Consider the following 17,827-nt stretch of genomic DNA (forward strand, 5'->3'; position numbering starts at 1 on the left):
TAAACGCTAGAGCGAAAGCCAAATGCGTGTCAATCGAAAACAAACGCGCCATTGTTGATAGTTATTCGAACGGAAAAGCGGGCCTTGATGCAGTGCTTGAGACCGTAGCCAGACGGACCGGATTTGGCGACGTCGAGCGCAAACGCACAAAACGAGCGCGACTTCTGTCGGACAATGGAGCGAAACGCGCTCTTCTGCATTACCGATATGCGTTTGGAGAGTGCTGATGCAGAAGGCCGCAACTGACCCCTGGGTCGATCCCCTTGTCGAACATCGGGTACGTGAAACCGCGTACTTTCCTTGGGAACACGCTGGCAGACCCGATGGCCAGGAACAACGGCACAGGGTCGAAGCCCTAGACCTTTGCCTGCGCGAAATGCACATTGACGGCATGCTTGAAAAGCAAGCTGACGCATTGCCGGAAGGCCGTTCCTGATGGCGCATTGGGGTGTCCAGCGGATAGGCGGGCAATGGCAGGCGCGATTATGGGCGCCTTCCGCAAGCGCGGTGTCCATTTCCATTGGGAGCGAGCAGCCTATTCGCCTGCATCAAGGAGACAACGGTTTCTGGGAGGCGACGTTCATAGCGGAAGAGGGTGAGGACTACAGCTTCATCGTTGATGACATACGCTATCCGGATCCGGCCAGCCGCTTGCAGGTCTCGGACGTCCATGGGCCTTCACGCCTGGTTTCGGATGTGGATTTCGAATGGGCGCCGTCCTGGAAAGGGCGTCCTTTTAATGAATACGTCCTGTATGAGCTTCACATAGGCACCTTTACCCCGGCAGGAACGTTCCGCGCTGCGGCTGAGAAAATGGAGGAATTGGCAAAGCTCGGTTTCACTGCAATCGAAATCATGCCGATCAGCCAGTTTTCCGGGTCACGAGGCTGGGGCTATGACGGAGTACTGCCATATGCGCCACATCCGTCCTATGGCACGCCCAACGATCTGAAGCATCTCGTCAACACTGCGCAACGCCATGGGCTATGCGTCATTCTTGACGTGGTCATGAACCATTTCGGCCCAGACGGAGCCTATCTCCACACAATCGCACCTGAGTTCTTCAACCCGGACCGGCACACACCGTGGGGTGCTGCCATCGACTTTTCGCAAAGAGCGGTTCGCCAGTTCTGGATCGACTGCGCCCTAATGTGGCTCAAGGAGTACCGGCTCGATGGGCTGCGACTTGATGCCGTGCATCAGATCCAGGGTGAAGGCGCATCTGAGTTTCTGATGGAACTGGGCGAAGCTGTCCGAGAACAAGACCTGGGCAGGCCGCTTCACCTCATCGTCGAGGATGAGCGCAACGAGCCCACTCTGCGCGAGTCCGGGCTTTACGCCGCCAGTTGGAACGATGATTTCCACCATGCGGTGCATACAAGCCTGACGGGCGAAAGCCAGGATTACTATGTCTCCTTTGCACACGACCCGATTGCAGACCTGACTCGGGCGTTGGAGCGCGGGCATATCGAGGAAGGTCAGCAACGGGAGGGGCTCGACGCACCGCGCGGTTCGGACTGCGGCTACTTGCCGGTCACCAGCTTCATCAATGCCATCCAGACCCATGATCAGGTCGGCAACCGCGCCCAGGGCGAACGGCTTCTGACGCTGGCCGATGAAAACGCGGTAAAGACGGCGTATGCCCTGCTGCTCACTGCCCCCTATACGCCCATGATATTCATGGGTGAGGAACGCGGTGCGGTGTCTCCATTCCAGTTCTTTGCGGACTACGACGGCGATCTGGCTGACGTGGTGCGCCAAGGCCGGGCCGAGGAATTTGCTGGCATCGCCGCGCTTGGCGAGTCGGTGCCCGACCCAATCGATCCGGCAACCCTCCGACGCTCCCGGCTGGACTGGTCCTCATCTCCGGCTGCAGATGACTGGCTGCGGCTGACTCACCAGCTCCTCGCATTTCGGAGGGCCTGCATTTTTCCGCTGACAGCGACCTCGCGCGAGCACAGTGCAGCTCATGTCGTCAGCGAAAAGGCCTTGACTGCACACTGGCAATTCAGGGCGGGCGAGTTGATCATCGATCTCAATTTTGGCGGCGTGGGCCGGCACAAATCAAGGGCACGTGCGCCTGACTTCGCCCTCTTCGATCTTCGCCGCGACCCCTACGCCCTGGCCGTCTGGAGCAAACTGACATGATGCACTCGGCCCCGACCGCCACATATCGGATACAGCTGCGGGAGGGCGTCGATTTCGACAATCTTGCCCGGCACCTCGATTACATCGCCGGGTTGGGCATGTCCCATCTTTACCTCTCGCCGATCTTTACAGCATCAAGCGGCTCCACCCATGGCTACGACGTCATCAATCCCAATCAGATCGATCCGGCATTGGGCGGGCGGGCGGCATTTGAACAGCTTGTGGCGGCCGCAAGGCGGGCCGGACTGGGGATAGTTCTCGACATTGTCCCGAACCACACCGCTTTCACCCTGGAGAACCCCTGGCTGCAGGAGGTGCTAAGGGACGGAAGGAACAGCGCCTATGCCAGCCATTTCGATATTGATTGGAATGCGGGGCCCCTTGTTCTGCCTATTCTGCCCGAGCCTTTCGAGCACATGCTGGCTGCAGGTCGCTTCAGCGTAAACGGCGGCCATTTCACTTTCGATGGAACGCAGGTCCCTCTTGCGGACGCGGCATGCGAAGACGTGACGGACATCGACGCCTTGCGGAAACTGCACGAGCAGCAGCATTGGCGCCTGAAGCATTGGGAAGCCGAGCGAGACTCTATCACCCACCGTCGCTTCTTCAACGTCACCAGCCTGATCGGCATGCGGGTCGAGGACCCGGAGGTCTTCGATGACACTCATGCGCTGACCCTGGATCTGGTCAGGGCCGGGTTGGTTAATGGCTTGCGCGTGGACCACATCGATGGACTGGCCGACCCGGCCGCCTATCTCGAACGACTATCACAAGCGCTTCCCGGCACGCCCATCTGGGTCGAGAAAATCCTTGTTGGCGACGAAAGCCTGCCCAAAAACTGGAAAACAGTGGGCACGACGGGTTACGAATCTGCCCGCCTGCTGGCGCGCGCCCTCACCCATCGCAACGGCATGGAACAGCTCGATCAAGTTTGGCGCGATCTGGTCCAAGAGCCGAACACTTTCTCACAGGCTCTGACCCAGGCGAAAAAAGACATACTCGAGTTCGAACTCGCGGCCGAATTGCACCAATTGGTCGCTCTGGCTGCCGATGCGCTCCAGAACTCGCCGCTCGCAGAACCGGGTCCGGAGACCCTGCGCGAAGCGGTCATGGCCCTGCTCGCGGCAGTGCCTCGGTATCGCACCTATATCGACAGCGACGGCATCAACGAGACTGACCGCGCGATTGTCGGCCGAATGAGCGAAATGGCTGCAAAAGGCCTGCGTTCGGAGATTGGCGTCAAAGCCGTGGCCTCGCTCTTGCTGTCTCTGGATACTGCGCCCGCGCGGACCTTTGCCCTGCGTTTCCAGCAGGTGTCCGGCGCTCTCCTCGCCAAGGCGCAGGAAGATACCGCCGGGTTCCGGTGGTCGCGCTATCTGGCTGCCAATGAAGTTGGTGCAGAACCTGCCGAGCCGACCGTGGATCGACGAGAGGCCGACCGGTTCCTGTCAGGTCGAACGCCCTGGGACATGAACTTAACTTCGACGCATGACACCAAGCGGTCCGAAGACTCCCGCATGCGCATGGTGGCGATCAGCCATCAGCCCGAAGCGTTCAGGGCCCTCTATCTCCGGGCCTGCGAGTTGCCCGAGGCTGCGGATGTCGCTCCGGCCTGGCGCTGGTACATTGTCCAGACCTGCCTGGCCGTTTGGGACTTGGGCGACGCGCATCTCGAAGAGCGTCTGGGTGATCACACGCGAAAAGCAATGCGCGAAGCCAAGCAAGCCAGCTTCTGGACCAGACCCAACGATGACGCAGAAAACAAGGCCATCGCTTTCGCCCATGCCGTATTGGTGCTGTGGCGCGAGGCTGGGCCCGCTGAACTTGAGAAATTGGTGGCGAGCGCTGACACGCTGATTCTCGCCCAGCTTGCCCTCAAGTCCCTCCTGCCGGGCTTTCCCGATTTTTATCGCGGCAGCGAAACAGTCTTCCTTGCGCTCACCGATCCGGACAACCGTCGACCTGTGGACTGGGGAAGCCTAGCGGTCGGCGCCGCCAGCAGCCCGGTTGCCACGGCCAAGATGAGCCTGACCCGTGAACTGCTAGGCTTGCGCCACACGGAACGCCAATTCCTCGAGCGAGCGGCGAGCAACATTGTTCTTAACCCAAAAGGCGTCTTGCTAAGCCGGAGCGACGGGCAGCGGGCTTTGGTTGCCGGTTATGCAGCCAGCCTCCCCGCCGGTATCGAACCGGTCTGGCACATGCAAATCAACGGGCAGGTGATCTTTGTCGGATGGGACCCTGCATTGTCCACCGCATAGCCGATTTGCCGGAACTGGCGTGGCGTCATCCACGTTCACAAGCAACTCTCAGCGGACCAAACCCGCCCCACCCCAGGATCCATTCCGATGCGTAAAGCGCCAAACACCAAGCCGACCTTTGATCATCAAGCCGGCAGGCCTGATATCCTGGGCGCTGAATTCATGGGCGAGGGCACCAATTTCGCCCTGTTCTCCGAGCACGCTCAGCGGGTCGAGCTCTGTCTGTTCGACCAATCGGGAACCAAGGAAATACACCGACTGGACCTTCCGGCTATGGAAGGCGGCATCTGGTTCGGATATCTCCCTGGCGTCATGCCGGGCCAGGTCTACGGATACCGTGTCCATGGTCCCTATGCCCCCGAAGAGGGCCACCGCTTCAATCCCAACAAGCTTCTGCTCGATCCCTATGCCCGCGAACTCAAGGGCGAGATCGTCTGGGATGACGCTCTACACGGCTATACAATCGGCGAAGACGACCTCAGCTTTGACGAGCGCGACAGTGCGCCATTCATGCCCAAGGGCGTTGTTGCCGATCCGGCATTTGACTGGGACACCGACCGGGCCCTGCGCACCCGATGGCAGGACACTGTGATCTACGAGGGCCATGTGCGTGGCCTCACCATGCTGCATCCCGACATCCCGCAAAATCTGCGCGGCACCTTTCAGGGTCTGGCGAGCGATCCCATCATCGACCACCTGCACAAGATCGGCGCGACGACCATCGAGCTTCTTCCGGTGCATGCCTTTGCCAATGACCGCTACCTGGTTGAAAAGGGGCTCTCGAACTATTGGGGTTATTCGACGCTTTCTTTCTTCGCTCCGCATGCGCGCTATCTGCACACTGGTCAGATCCGCGAAGTGAAGCAAGCCATCCGCAAATTTCATGCCGCCGGCATCGAGGTTATCCTCGACGTGGTGTTCAACCATACCTGTGAAGGCAACGAACTGGGCTCGACCCTCTCCTTCCGCGGTATCGACAACGCCAGCTACTATCTACTATCGCCCGAAAACCCTCGGCACAGTTTTGACACGACCGGTACCGGCAACACACTCAATGTCGCCCACCCCATGGTTCTGCGCATGGTGCTCGACAGCCTGCGCTATTGGGTGCAGGCCATGCATGTCGACGGGTTCCGCTTCGACCTTGCTTCAACCCTGGGCCGGGAATCGGAAGGCTTCGAGCGGGATGGCTCATTCTTTAACGCCTTGCGACAGGATCCGGTGCTGGCCGGCGTCAAGCTGATTGCCGAGCCTTGGGACATTGGTGACGGGGGCTACCAGGTCGGCGGCTATCGTTGGCCGTTCCGGGAATGGAACGACAAGTTCCGCGACGATACGCGGGCATTCTGGCGTAAGGATCCGGGCCGGATCGCGGCAATGTCCGAACGCCTGTCAGGTTCGCCCGTCCAGTTTAATCACAGCCACCGCCCGGCCACATCGAGCATAAATTTCGTTGCCGCCCACGATGGCTACACGCTCTGGGACACCCTGAGTTTCAACGAGAAGCACAACGAGGCCAACGGCGAAGACAATAATGACGGTCACAACCACAACCTGTCGGACAATATGGGCGCAGAGGGCGAGACCGAGGACGAAGCCATCCTGCAAGCCAGGCTGCGCCGGGCCAAAGCCATGCTGGCTACTGTTCTGCTCAGTCAGGGTGTGCCGATGATCCTCGCAGGAGATGAATTCGGCAACAGTCAGGGTGGGAACAACAACGCCTATTGCCAGGACAATGAGATCAGCTGGCTCGACTGGAGCAAGATGCGGCCTGAACTGGTCGAGATTGTTTCGGCGCTGAGTACGCTGCGCAGGGACACCGGCCTTTCGCGCGCCCGGTTCGGCGTTGCGCAGAATGAGGGCTCAGACGACAATCCGGTTCTCGAATGGCTTCACCCAGAGGGCAGAGCCATGGAAGACGCCGACTGGGAGGATGCGGAATTGCGATGCTTCGGCCTAAGGATCGTCTCCGCTCTCGACCCGGAACTGCTCATCGTGCTCAACGCCGGCAATGACTGCCAATTCCAGTTGCCAGAGGGATCATGGACGCTGCGTCTTGATACCACGGCACACACTTCGGAGGCGACGGCCCCATCTGGATCAGTCAATGTACCATGGCAAGCGGTCCAGGTTTACGGGCTTTGAGCACCTTGGCGCAGAAGTACATACCTGCGTGCACTGGCCACTTGGTACGGGGGTAGCCCCTAGGAGCCTAGATACCGAGCGGTCACTGACGCGCAGAAACGGTTTTTGCTTGAGAGTGGGAGCCTTCTGCCGTCCGGTTCAGTTCACCTTCGATTGTTGTCCCACTCGCGCATCCAGGGGAGGAGTTCTCCGGCTGGCAAAGGTCGGGCGAAGGCGTAGCCCTGGAGGTAGTCGCAGCCAAGGCGACGCAGGAGATTGGCGTGGGTCTGGGTTTCGACGCCCTCGGCCACCACCTTGAGGCCGAGCGTCTTGCCCATGCCAATGATAGAGCTGACAACAGCCCGCTTTTCCTGGCTCTCAATGATTGGCTGCACCAACTGACGATCGATCTTGAAGCGCCGCGGATTGAGGCGGAAAAGGCTGAGGAACGAGGTGTGGCCGGTGCCAAAATCGTCGATATCAATACCGATACCCATTTTGCGAATTCCCTCGATATTGGCGCTAAAGTCGTCTTTCTCGTCGTCAAGGAAGATGGATTCGAGGAGTTCGAAACTCAGCGTCCCCGGCTCGAAATCGAGTTTTTTGAGTGCGCAGAGCAAATGCTCGTCGGCCAGGCGGTTGAATGAGACATTGACCGACACAGAAGGGATGGGAACCCCCTGCTCGCGCCAAGACCTCATGTCGGCGACCGCCTGCTCAAGGATCATGCCGTCGATGATGCTGAGGACCTGGCGGTCCTCGGCGGCCTTCATGAAGCGCGCCGGCGGCAGCATGCCCTGCTCGGAATGATGCCAGCGAGCCAGCGCTTCAAGGCTCACCACCTCTTGGGTCCTGGCATCAATGATTGGCTGGTAGAAGGGCACGAACCGGCGGTGTTCAATAGCGTCCAGCACCTCTTCGGCCGTGCGCCGTGCAACCTCGAGCTCGGTGCGCAGCTCTGCGGTGAAGACCTCGTATCGCCCGCCTCCTGCCGCTTTGGCGCGGTAGAGAGCGGCGTCGGAGTCGCCGAGCAGCCTGTTCAGTTTCAACTCGCCCCGGTTCTGGCAGGCAATGCCGATGCTGGCGCCGAGCCTGAACGGCTGTCCTTGGAAGTTGAACGGCTGGGACAGGGCATCAAGGATGTTCTGGGCGAGCTGTTGCAGGTCCTCAATGGTGCACTTTCCGGGACAGACGATAACGAACTCGTCGCCGCCGCTGCGCGCAACGAACTGGGCCGAGCTGACCTGGCTCGAGACGATCCCAGCAGCATGCCGGAGCACAGCATCGCCGGCCAGGTGGCCCGCGCTGTCGTTGATTTCCTTGAAGTTGTCGAGGTCGAGGTGAAGGATGGAGGTTTGGAACTGCCTGTCCCGTTCGAGATCCCCGAGAATCTTTTCCAGGAATCGGCGGTTGGGAAGCTCGGTCAGCGGGTCGGTTAGGGCCTGCTTTTCGATCTGGTCCTTGGCGATCTGCAGCTCGGCATTGCGCGCTTCGGCCAGACGGTTGGCGGCTAGCAGGTCCTCATGCATGCGGACGTCATCGGTTATGTCCCAGCTGGTCCCGATGATTCTGGGGCGCCCTTCCTCGTCCTCGCTATAGGTGACATGAGAGGTCAGCGTCCGGATCTCCCCATCGGAGCGGAGGATTCGGAAGCTCGAGGAGTGCTCTCCCTTTCGCCTCAGAAGCTCAGCATTTGCCGCAAGCACCCCGGCAAGGTCCTCGGGGTGGACTGCACGCTCGAAGTCGGCGCTGGAGAGCGCGCGCGCAGGGCTATAACCGTAAATCTCGCGCAGCCGCTGATCGTATTCCAGCCCGCCCGTGGTGACGTCATATTCGAAGACGCCAATGTGCGAAACAGTGAGAGCCAGCTCGAGCCGCTTGGCCAGGCTCTGGCTTAGGGCTTCGGAACGCTTGAGCTCGGTCACATCGGTATCAGTCCCGATGAACCGGATTGGCCGACCGTTGGTATCGAACTCAACCGGCGCACCCCGGCTCTGGATCCAGATATAATGACCGTTGCGATGCCGCTCGCGATACTCAAAGACGTTGCGCGGCAATTGGTCGGCCTTAAGGATGTGAATTTTAACCCGCTCAAGATCAAGCGGATGGACGCGCTTGAGCCAGGCCTCGCGCGAGCCGTCGACCTCTTCATCGGGCTCATAGCCGCGCAGCCGTTTCCAGGTGGGCGAGTAATAGACCCGCCCGGCCCGAAGATCAGATTCCCAGACCCCCTGGCCGGCGCTTTCAAGCGCAAAACTCCACCGTTTTTCGGCGTCGGCGAGCTCGAGCGCTGCCGTCCTCTGTTCGTCAATATCGGCGGTCTGCAGCCAGAGATATTTCGGCGCTCCCGCGCGATCGTTGAGAAGGGAAAGCGAGATGGCAGCCCAGAAGCACCGGCCATTGGCGTCGACCAGACGATGCTCAGCCCGGTAGGCGGGGCGCCGACCCTCGAGCAGGCCTTCGGCGAGCCAGCGGGCCTCGTCAAGGTCGGGTGGATAGACCACGCTCTCGAGGTTAAGGCCCAGGCAACCTTGATCGCCATAACCGAGCAGCGCGTCGCCGGGCTGATTTGCAAAAAGCACTGTTCCTTGCAGGTCGAGGATGTAGCTGGGCAGGGGCGCCTGGTCGAGCAGGCGGGCAAGGGTGGCTACGTCCTGGTCAAACTCGAGCGGGGTACCACCAATGGACATGGCCGAGCTCATGATACGGCCTTCCTCTCCCAATGTCCGTGCTCGCCATGGCGGCGGTCGCGGGACGATTTTTCGCGGTCCACCGGCAGCTTGATGATGCTGCGCTCGATGCGGACACCGGTCTTGGGATTGCGGATGAACTCGTGCCTGACATGGGAATGGGGCACGGCCGAGCGCTCTACGCCCAGCGGCGGCCCGAGTTCCATGCGGCGTCGATCGGGACCAAAATAGTCCTTGGTCTCGTAATAGACCTGCTGCCAGCTCAGCTGGTTGCAGAGCCGGGATTTGATCATGGTGAGCTTGTCCGGCAGCGTGACAACATCGTCGAAGCCCATGCGGATGAAGCCCAGATAGGACTCGAACTCCATGTCGTTGGCAAAAAGGATGACCGGCGCGAACCGCACATCGATCTCTTCGCGCGTCCGCACGGCCCGCAGGATCGCCCCGAGTGGACCGGCGCCAACGCCTTCATGGGCGAGAAAGAAGTTGATGCGGTTGGGCTTGTCGGCGGCATCGAACGCGCGCCGGGACGAAACCTCCTCGATCCTTGAAAAGCCGGCCAGCTGGGCAATGCGATAGAGCTGGCGGGCTTCTGCCGGATCGCGGGTAATCAGTTGGGCAGTACAGTACTCTAGCATGGCAGCCCTCCGACCACGCGATTGCGACCTTCATGCTTGGCCCGATATAGACCGGCATCTGCCCGAGCCAGCAGATCCTCGAAGCAGGTATCGGACTTTGTCATCGCCGCCACGCCGATCGAGATGGTCATCCGGAAGTGCTGTTCGCCGTGGCGCACCACGAGCTGTGCGATCTGCCGGCGGAGCCTGTCGCATTCAGCCAGGGCGCAGCTTTCCGTCATCCCCGGCATGAGCAGCACGAACTCCTCGCCTCCGATCCGCGCGAACATCGCAGAATCCGATTTGCGCAGGGTCGGGATAAAGCCATTGCAGGTCGCGGCCAGGCGCTTGAGGGCAAGGTCGCCGCCGGCATGGCCGTACAGGTCGTTGATGGCCTTGAAATGGTCGACGTCCAGAGCTGCCAGCGCAAATGGCGAGCCGTTTTCGAGGAAGGCGCCAGCGTGCAGCGAGCCCTCGTAAAAGGCATGGCGGCGGTTATAGGCGCCGGTCAGCTCATCAACGATGGTCAGCTGCCGCAGCGACGCCTCTGCGCGCTTCTGATCCGTGATGTCATGGAGCACGACCTGGGCGAGCGGCGTGCCGGGCCAGGGCAGCCGGATAATGGTCAGCCGACAGAGCCGCTCGGTCTCTCCCATGCGGAGCAAAGCCTCGGCCGAGGTTTTCTGGCCATGCCGCGCGAGCGCTTGGTTGAGCGCCTCAGAAACCGTGGCGCTATCCTGCGCATCGACGAAATCGAGCAGGTGCTGGCCGATGAGGCCACCGGGCGCACTCGAAAGGAGTTGGTTGGCCACCCCATTGCTGAACAGCACCCCCTGAACCGAATGAAACAGCAGGGCAAAGGGCAGGACATCGAGCGCCACTCCCATCAGCTCGCGCGTCCCGGACAGGGCCGCCTGAGTCAGATGGGCTTCGGCCGCCCCGCCCTGGTCGAGAGTGAAATCGTCCCAACCGGACGCATCGAGGTCCACCGACGCACTCGCCCCAGAATTTTCCAACTGATTGATTGGCAACCTTTTCAAAGCGTTGTCCTCCCTTGAGAGAACAAATTCCACGCCCGAACTTATAGAGCGATTAATGGCAAGAAGCTTTCGCGAGCCAGCCGATCACGGCCGCCACCATGGTTACCAGAAGGTTAACACCGCGAATGTGATGCCCGGTTGTGACGTTTGACCAGGCTAGGCGGCCTATGCGCGAACAGGTTGCTGGTCGAACCGAAGGGCAACTTCGTCACTTGCCACCACCATCAGCGCAGCACATCGCAGCCCGGAACAAACAGGCTTGCCAGGGCAAAATACAGCATCCCCAAAACGGACAGCCCTGCCAACAGCCGCATCGTGCCGCGGATAAACGGCCATTGATCTTCCGGCGCCGATGCACCGGTGATGCGCTGGAACACAGCCACGGGGCGCGCCATCGCTCCCAATACGCAGCCCGCCAAACCAAGACAGATGATGCCGACCAGTATTCGGATGGCTGTGGGGGACAGCGCCCCGAAGGCACAGAGCGAAGACTGTGCGCCATAGATCAATGTCAGGTTCAACGCCCATGCAATTGGGCCGACGAGCAGAAACACAAACGTACCGATCATCTGCCTTGCGGAATTTCTGTCGTCCATGGCGCTCATCCCAGCTGACGGGGAAAACCGTGGATCAGGAGGAGGCCGAATAGCCCCTGCCCCACGGCATAGTAATAGAGCAAGGCCGCGTTATCGAAGGTCACGCGCCGTTGCGCGGTCAATTGCCGGGTGAACAGCCGCGCCGCTGCGAACAGGCACATGATGGCAACGACGAAAGCGATCTGACTTTGAAGAACCGAGGCCATATAGACCATGGCGCCATAAGATGAATCTGTGGGTTGCAGGCCGGTCTGCCAATGCCCCCAGATTTCGAGCACCACGGCACCGACCATCAGCGCAGCGGCGATGATCAGCAGTACCATGCGCCCCCAGTGCCGCCCTTCGGTGTCGGGCAGGATACGCCCGCACCAGAGCATGCAACCAGCGCCCAGCACCAGCATGGCGGCCGACAGCCCGGGATAGAGCAGGCCCGGTGGCGCCGGAGCCCCGGCCGGCGCCCAGACATCGGGCGATACCGTCCAGAGATAGAGGTATGAGAAAAAGTAACTCACATAGAGTGAGGCCGCGACCAGCATCAGGACCACCATGGCCCACCAGCTATGCGAGAGCGGACCGGTGACATAGGTGGGCAGGCGCAGCCCCTTGGCCACCTCGACCTCGCCCTGGCTGGGACGATCCAGTTCCCAGGTCCAGACCAGACATGCGCCAATCGCCAACACCCCACTGGCGATGGCGAACGGCACCTGCTTGATCGTCAGTAAAAGGAAGAACCCCGCCGTACCGGCAGCAGCGACGAGGTGCGTCCAGCTTGGCCCGGGCATTTGCAGTACATATTGCGGCTTGGCCTCGACGGCCGAGGTCACAAGCGTCTCGCGGCGACCGGTCGGGGCATTGGGCAAATAGTGATGGCCGGCATCGACCTCACGCGACAGGCCAGGACGATCCCATAGTGGTTCGAGACTGGTGACATGCGGAATAGAGCGGGTTGAATAAACGTCATTGGGAAGGAATTCGAGTGTCCCTGCTCCCCAGGGGTTTTCCGGACCGCCCTCGCCGAAGCGGAAATTGCGGACCAAGTCGATGATGAAGACACCGACGCCCGCCGCCATGATGAAGGCGCCGGCGGTAGAAATCGAATTGAGAACGTCCCAACCCAGGTTAGAGGGATAAGTCCAGACTCGGCGTGGCATACCGGCAAGACCGGTGATGTGCATTGGAAAAAAGGCGGTGTTGAAGCCGATGAACATAAGCCAGAACGCCCATTTCCCCAGCCGTTCGGAGAGCATCCTGCTGCTCACCAGGGGTGCCCAGTAATAAAAGGTGGCAAAGAGCGGAAACACCATGCCACCCACCAGCACATAGTGAAAATGGGCGACGATGAAATAGCTGTCATGGGCCTGGAAATCGAAGGGGACCACCGCCACCATCACGCCTGTCAGCCCACCGAGCACGAATATGAACAAGAATCCCAGGATGAACAGCGACGGCACGGTGATCCGAAATCGTTCGCGTCCGGCGGCCATGGTCGCGATCCAGGAGAACACCTGAATGCCCGAAGGAATGGCCACCGCCATGCTGGCGGCCGAGAAGAAGGCCAGGCTCAATCCCGGAATGCCGGTCGTGAACATATGATGCACCCAGAGCCCGAAGCTGAAAAAGCCGGTGGCGATCAGCGCGACCACGATCAGCCGGTAACCAACCAGCGGCGTCTGCGCCATGGTCGGGATCATCATGGAGACCAGGCCCGCAGCGGGCAGAAAGATGATGTAGACCTCCGGATGCCCGAAGAACCAGAACAGGTGCTGCCAGAGCAATGCATCGCCACCCAGCGCGGCCGTGAAGAAGGGCCACCCGAATGCGCGCTCGATCTCGAGCAGCATGGTGGCCAGAATGACCGCCGGGAAGGCAAAGACGATCATCGCGGCAAAAATCAGCATGGCCCAGGCAAAAATGGGCATTTTGGCCAGGGTCATGCCGGGTGGCCGGGTTCGCAACGCACCCACGATGATCTCGATCGCCCCGGCAATCGCCGATATCTCGATGAACCCGATGCCCAACAGCCAGAAGTCGGCATTGTTGCCCGGCTGGTACTCGGTCAGCGTCAGGGGCGGATACATGAACCAGCCGCCCTTGGGCGCCATGTCGTAGAGCACGGTGGAGAAGAACACCAACCCGCCAATGATGTAAGCCCAGATGGCGAAGGCACTCAGCCGTGGAAACGGCAGGTCGCGCGCAGCCAGCATCTGGGGCAATAGCATGACGCCGAGCGCTTCGACCGCCGGCACGGCGAACAGAAACATCATCGTCGTGCCGTGGGTGGTAAAGATCTGGTTGTACAGATCCTGACTGAGAAAACTGTTGTCACCCACAGCCAGTTGGGTGCGCATCAACAATGCAAGAATACCGGCGAGCACGAAGAACAGAAATGCCGCGCCGATATAGAGCGTGCCGATCACCGTGTTGTTCACCGCTGTGAGCAGACCAAATCCCTTTGGCGTCGCCCATATGCGTTTAAGTTCCTCTACCTCGCCTTCCGGGCGGGGATCGGGATTGGGGAGTTCGAAGGGCTTATCCGTCATGCCGTCACCTCAGGAAGAACAGAACGACCAGGCCAGCGGCGTAGCAGAAGAGCACCGCCAGGGAATCCAGCCCCATGCGCAGCACGGTCTTGTCGCGTCTCTCGGCCATGCCGATCACGAACAGGACTGTCACCGCGATACCAAGGAGCGCGCCGAAGGCATCCAATGTCCCGGCCTGAGCCAGCACGGGCTCACCGGGTGCGACCGCATCGATGACGAAGATCAGGCCGATATTGATGAGATTGGTGCCGAAGATGTCCGACACTGCAAGGGTGTATAGCCCCGACTTGGCTGCGGTAATTGCCGTGCTGAATTCAGGGAGTGAGGTGGCAAAGGCCAAAAAGACAAAGCCTACTGCGCTGTCCCCCAGCCCGGTCTGTTCCGCCAAGGCATCGCCTGTGCGCGCCAACAGATATCCTGACACCAGGATGACCAGCCCTAGTCCAACGGTCCAGGCAATGATCTGCCCCAAAGACATATCGGCATGCTCTTGGGCGGCCTTTTCCTTTGCCTGCTTGTGCTGGTCTTCGAGACCAATTTCGACATCACCATGACTGGCCGCCAGCCAAGGCCTGCCCCCTCCGGCCTTGGACAGGATGTAGATGCTGAACGCGTAGGCGAATATCGAGGCCCAGGCCCAAAGGCCAATACCCAGGAACGCAATGTCCCCCACGGTAATGCCCGCTGTTGCAATTGTGATGAGCAGGATGTTGAGTCCGCCTTGCAGCATCACGGTGGGGTCCGGCAATTCCGACGTCAAAGCTCGGCGTCCGATAACGATATCCACGATGGCCAGGATGACCACCTGCGCGGCGATCGAACCGAAAAGGTTATTGACGGCAAGAAGCGCGGCCCCCGTGGCCGCACCGGTCACGGTGGCGCCGATTTCGGGAAGCGAGGTTACGCCACCCAGCAGCAACATGCCGATGGCGGCCTGCCCGATGCCGGTCTTGTTGCTGATGGCATTGGCATAGCCGGTGATGCGCGCACCCGCGAACCAGACCACGACCGCCGCCGCTACAAACACCGCGATATTGATCCAGATGGGCGTTTGGGTGAAATCGAACATGGCTAGCGCAGCCCCTCCAGATAGCTGGCCAGATCATCCAGTTGCTCTTCCGAAAAGATGCCGTAGGGCGGCATTCTGTTCTCCGGCTTGATATGCTGATTGTTGACGATGAACGCGGCGAAGGCCTCGGCCGAATTGGGCAGGGTCGCCGCCGCGAGCGAGTGGCGGCCGCCCACATGGGTCAGGTCAGGCCCGATCGTGCCATCGGCGGGGGTTCCGCGTACCGTATGACAGCCGCCGCAACCGCTGGTCAGAAACAGCTCCTGGCCCCGGCGCGGGCCTTCGCCTTGTGGTGGCTGTGCGTCAGCGGCTTCGCGCTCCAGCCAGGCCTCGAATGCCGCCGGTGTCTGGGCCACCACATGGAAGGCCATGAAGGCGTGCGCCCCGCCGCAATATTCTGCGCATTGGCCGCGCGTTATGCCGGGCCTGGTCGCGGTGACGGTCATCTGGTTGGTCCGGCCCGGGATCATGTCGAGTTTGCCAGCGATACTGGGCGCCCAGAAGCTGTGGATGACATCGGCCGTGGTCAGCTCCAGGGTAACCGGTTGGCCGACCGGCAGATGAATCTCGTTGGCTGCCTCAATCTCTCGCCCATCGGCCGTCCGATAGGTAACCCGCCACCACCACTGCTCGCCGCTGACCGCAATGCGCAAGCCCGTGTTGCCGGCTTCAGCTTGTGCGCCGGCCTGGAGCAGAACGAAGCCATAGATCAGCAGGGCCGTGAGCACGACCACCGGAAATCCAATGCCCAGCCAATTGATCAGGCCCTCTCCGGCGAGACGTTGCCGCACCCGCGTCGAGCCAGTTATGGCAATGGCGGCAAGAACCAGGACCAGCACAAAGATCGCCGCACCGCCCAGTGTCATCACCCAGAACAGGATGTTGATCTGTTCGGCGTCGTGGCCGCTGGGATTGAAGGCGGACTGCTGGGCGGAACAGCCGGCAAGCAGGGGCAGACAGATCAGACCCGCGAAGCTGGCGCGAAAGCTCATTGGGCCTCCTCCGCATTCTGGGTCGCGTAATAGGCACTTACCGCCTTGCCCTGCGCCTCGGTGAGCCGCTGCCCGATAACCGACATCAGGCGCCCCTCAGCCGAGGCATCGCGATGGCCTGCGTGCTGCCAGAGCTTGAGCTGGGTGGCCATATAGCGCTCGGATTGGCCTTCCAGCCTGGATGCCGCCGGATTGACGCCATGGCAGCTTTGGCAGGCCGGCACATCCTGCTCGGGCAGGCCCTGCCGGGCGATCTGTCTGCCCAGTGCGATATTGGCATTGCTGTTCTGGCGACCGGCCGGAGGCGGCAGGGATGCATAGCTGGCCGCATTGCTGGCGATCTCTTCGTCGCTCATGTCGAAGGCGATCGGCGCCATGATGCCGCTGGCGCGCTGGCCGCCGCGATACTCTTCAAGGGCACGGCGGAGATAGGCTTCGGACAGACCATCCAGGCGCGGCACCAGATCGCTGACCGGCGGTTGCCCGGCAGCCTCATGACAGCGCGCGCAGGTATTGAGATTTTGAGCCTGTTCGGCGGCGCTGTCCTCAATCGCAGCATTTTCCGGACCGATCTTATTGAGTCGCCGCAGATAGGACACAACCGACCAGACCTCGTCGGGCCGGTGCGCCGCCGGCCAGGCCGGCATGCCGGTATATTTGAGACCGTGATTGACGACCCAGAACACTTCGCGCGCATCATAATGTTCAAACGCACCCGTCAGGTCGGGCGGCTTTGGCAGCATATGAGAATAGAGCGGGTTGAGCGGCTCGCCCGGTGTGCCATGGCAGGTGGTGCAGGTGCCCAGGAAATGTTGCTCGCCCAGCTGGTAGAGGTCGGGATCATCCAGTTCGGGCACCTCGATCCCACCGGAGGCCACGGCGACGGAGCGATCCCGCAGAATGGTGATGATGAAATTGGTGATGGACCAATGATCGCGCGAGGCGCCGATATTGTAGATTCCTGAGAGAATGAACGCGCCGCCGGCAAGAACGAGGGCGCCCATTACGAAGAGACTGGCCACGCCGATGCGCTGCCAGCGCGTCAACTGCCGGACCTTGACAATTTTCTCCTTAGACACCGGTCCTCCCGCGATCCTCCAGCGAGAAGAACCATCGGCTCGCAAGAACAATGCCGGCTGTCACATAGCTGAGTGGGCAGGCGACCAGCATGATCATTCCGGCCATATGCTGGTCAGCCAGGGATCCGGTTGCATGCGAAGCAAACCTATGCGCGCCGGAGAACAGCAGATTTGGCGCGAAGACCAGCAAGGCGCCAAGCAGGCAGAACAGCTTGCCGGTGATGAGCAGGGCCAATGGGGCACGCCAGCTTTCCCGCTCCGGCATGCTGGCAATGCTCATCCAGAACAGCGCCGCCGCCGCCGCCAGGCTAAGCTGCATGAGCAGCATCAATGGCGCGTCATGCATGGCAGCCGTCAGCGCGGCCGGACTGTGCCAGCCCCATAGCAACACCAGTTGCGCCGTCGTCGCCCAGGGCCAAATCCGCCAGATGCGCGGTACCAGTCCGCGTCGCGCGAGCGCGTAAACGGCGATCGGCACGAGCGCGTTCATCACCAGCAGGTGCGTCAACATATGCGATGAAAGATGGCCCATGGCGCCCGCACTTTGTTGTCCCAGAAGGGACAAAGTCCGAACCCGGCACAAAGTTGCGAAAAACTCTGGGCGTTCCCGAGCGATGCGCCCGTCAGACGGGCAGGCCGGTCATGGCGCGGCGCCGCCTGCGACCGGGCCG

Annotated in this window: 13 protein-coding genes; 4 read left to right on the forward strand and 9 right to left on the reverse strand. The window is 61.0% G+C overall.

Annotation, left to right across the window (positions count from 1 at the left end; translation table 11 throughout):
* Nucleotides 1-226: 226 nt before the first annotated feature.
* The 4 genes from GGR20_RS08785 (at nt 227) to glgX (ending at nt 6,554) form a co-directional block, all read left to right on the forward strand.
* Complete coding sequence (locus GGR20_RS08785) at nt 227-436, forward strand: DUF2934 domain-containing protein (RefSeq protein ID WP_183310891.1); 210 nt, start codon at nt 227-229, stop codon at nt 434-436.
* On the forward strand, nt 436-2,148 hold the full coding sequence (treZ, locus tag GGR20_RS08790) for a malto-oligosyltrehalose trehalohydrolase (RefSeq protein WP_246349513.1): 1,713 nt from the start codon (nt 436-438) through the stop codon (nt 2,146-2,148). Before GGR20_RS08785 ends, treZ begins: the two co-directional genes overlap by 1 nt.
* Nucleotides 2,145-4,409, forward strand: a complete 2,265-nt coding sequence (gene treY, locus GGR20_RS08795) for a malto-oligosyltrehalose synthase (RefSeq protein ID WP_183310893.1) — start codon at nt 2,145-2,147, stop codon at nt 4,407-4,409. Before treZ ends, treY begins: the two co-directional genes overlap by 4 nt.
* A gap of 87 nt (nt 4,410-4,496) precedes the next feature.
* Nucleotides 4,497-6,554 (forward strand): glycogen debranching protein GlgX, encoded by a 2,058-nt coding sequence (glgX, locus tag GGR20_RS08800; RefSeq protein ID WP_183310894.1) that lies wholly within the window; start codon nt 4,497-4,499, stop codon nt 6,552-6,554.
* A 143-nt stretch (nt 6,555-6,697) separates the two neighbouring features.
* Here glgX and GGR20_RS08805 read toward each other — a convergent pair whose 3' ends face one another.
* From GGR20_RS08805 to GGR20_RS08845, 9 genes are all read right to left on the reverse strand, one after another.
* A complete protein-coding gene (locus GGR20_RS08805) occupies nt 6,698-9,235 on the reverse strand; it encodes a sensor domain-containing protein (RefSeq protein WP_183310895.1) in 2,538 nt (845 codons plus the stop codon).
* Complete coding sequence (locus tag GGR20_RS08810) at nt 9,232-9,861, reverse strand: hypothetical protein (RefSeq protein ID WP_183310896.1); 630 nt, start codon at nt 9,859-9,861, stop codon at nt 9,232-9,234. The genes GGR20_RS08805 and GGR20_RS08810 overlap by 4 nt, the downstream gene beginning before the upstream one ends.
* Nucleotides 9,855-10,880, reverse strand: coding sequence for a GGDEF domain-containing protein (locus GGR20_RS08815; protein WP_183310897.1), 1,026 nt, complete (start codon nt 10,878-10,880; stop codon nt 9,855-9,857). The genes GGR20_RS08810 and GGR20_RS08815 overlap by 7 nt, the downstream gene beginning before the upstream one ends.
* Nucleotides 10,881-11,104: 224 nt before the next feature.
* On the reverse strand, nt 11,105-11,476 hold the full coding sequence (locus tag GGR20_RS08820; RefSeq protein ID WP_183310898.1) for a hypothetical protein: 372 nt from the start codon (nt 11,474-11,476) through the stop codon (nt 11,105-11,107).
* 5 nt (nt 11,477-11,481) lie between these two features.
* Nucleotides 11,482-14,016, reverse strand: a complete 2,535-nt coding sequence (gene ctaD / locus GGR20_RS08825; RefSeq protein ID WP_183310899.1) for a cytochrome c oxidase subunit I — start codon at nt 14,014-14,016, stop codon at nt 11,482-11,484.
* A gap of 4 nt (nt 14,017-14,020) precedes the next feature.
* Nucleotides 14,021-15,085, reverse strand: a complete 1,065-nt coding sequence (locus GGR20_RS08830; protein WP_183310900.1) for a sodium:calcium antiporter — start codon at nt 15,083-15,085, stop codon at nt 14,021-14,023.
* A 2-nt stretch (nt 15,086-15,087) separates the two neighbouring features.
* Nucleotides 15,088-16,077 (reverse strand): cytochrome c oxidase subunit II, encoded by a 990-nt coding sequence (locus GGR20_RS08835; protein WP_183310901.1) that lies wholly within the window; start codon nt 16,075-16,077, stop codon nt 15,088-15,090.
* Entirely contained in the window at nt 16,074-17,156 is a 1,083-nt protein-coding gene (locus tag GGR20_RS08840) for a c-type cytochrome (RefSeq protein ID WP_183310902.1), read from the reverse strand. Before GGR20_RS08840 ends, GGR20_RS08835 begins: the two co-directional genes overlap by 4 nt.
* On the reverse strand, nt 17,149-17,739 hold the full coding sequence (locus tag GGR20_RS08845; protein WP_276511910.1) for a cytochrome c oxidase assembly protein: 591 nt from the start codon (nt 17,737-17,739) through the stop codon (nt 17,149-17,151). The genes GGR20_RS08840 and GGR20_RS08845 overlap by 8 nt, the downstream gene beginning before the upstream one ends.
* Nucleotides 17,740-17,827 lie beyond the last annotated feature (88 nt).

This window comes from Devosia subaequoris (assembly GCF_014197055.1).
In the GTDB taxonomy this organism is placed as follows: Bacteria; Pseudomonadota; Alphaproteobacteria; order Rhizobiales; family Devosiaceae; genus Devosia; species Devosia subaequoris.

Excerpts from the sequence above, each read along its gene's own strand:
- GGR20_RS08785 (WP_183310891.1), top strand. The coding sequence starts at position 227 with ATGCAGAAGGCCGCAACTGACCCCTGGGTCGATCCCCTTGTCGAACAT.
- treY (WP_183310893.1), top strand. The coding sequence starts at position 2,145 with ATGATGCACTCGGCCCCGACCGCCACATATCGGATACAGCTGCGGGAG.
- GGR20_RS08835 (WP_183310901.1), bottom strand. The coding sequence starts at position 16,077 with ATGAGCTTTCGCGCCAGCTTCGCGGGTCTGATCTGTCTGCCCCTGCTT.
- ctaD (WP_183310899.1), bottom strand. The coding sequence starts at position 14,016 with ATGACGGATAAGCCCTTCGAACTCCCCAATCCCGATCCCCGCCCGGAA.
- treZ (WP_246349513.1), top strand. The coding sequence starts at position 436 with ATGGCGCATTGGGGTGTCCAGCGGATAGGCGGGCAATGGCAGGCGCGA.
- GGR20_RS08810 (WP_183310896.1), bottom strand. The coding sequence starts at position 9,861 with ATGCTAGAGTACTGTACTGCCCAACTGATTACCCGCGATCCGGCAGAA.
- GGR20_RS08830 (WP_183310900.1), bottom strand. The coding sequence starts at position 15,085 with ATGTTCGATTTCACCCAAACGCCCATCTGGATCAATATCGCGGTGTTT.
- GGR20_RS08805 (WP_183310895.1), bottom strand. The coding sequence starts at position 9,235 with ATGAGCTCGGCCATGTCCATTGGTGGTACCCCGCTCGAGTTTGACCAG.
- GGR20_RS08820 (WP_183310898.1), bottom strand. The coding sequence starts at position 11,476 with ATGGACGACAGAAATTCCGCAAGGCAGATGATCGGTACGTTTGTGTTT.
- glgX (WP_183310894.1), top strand. The coding sequence starts at position 4,497 with ATGCGTAAAGCGCCAAACACCAAGCCGACCTTTGATCATCAAGCCGGC.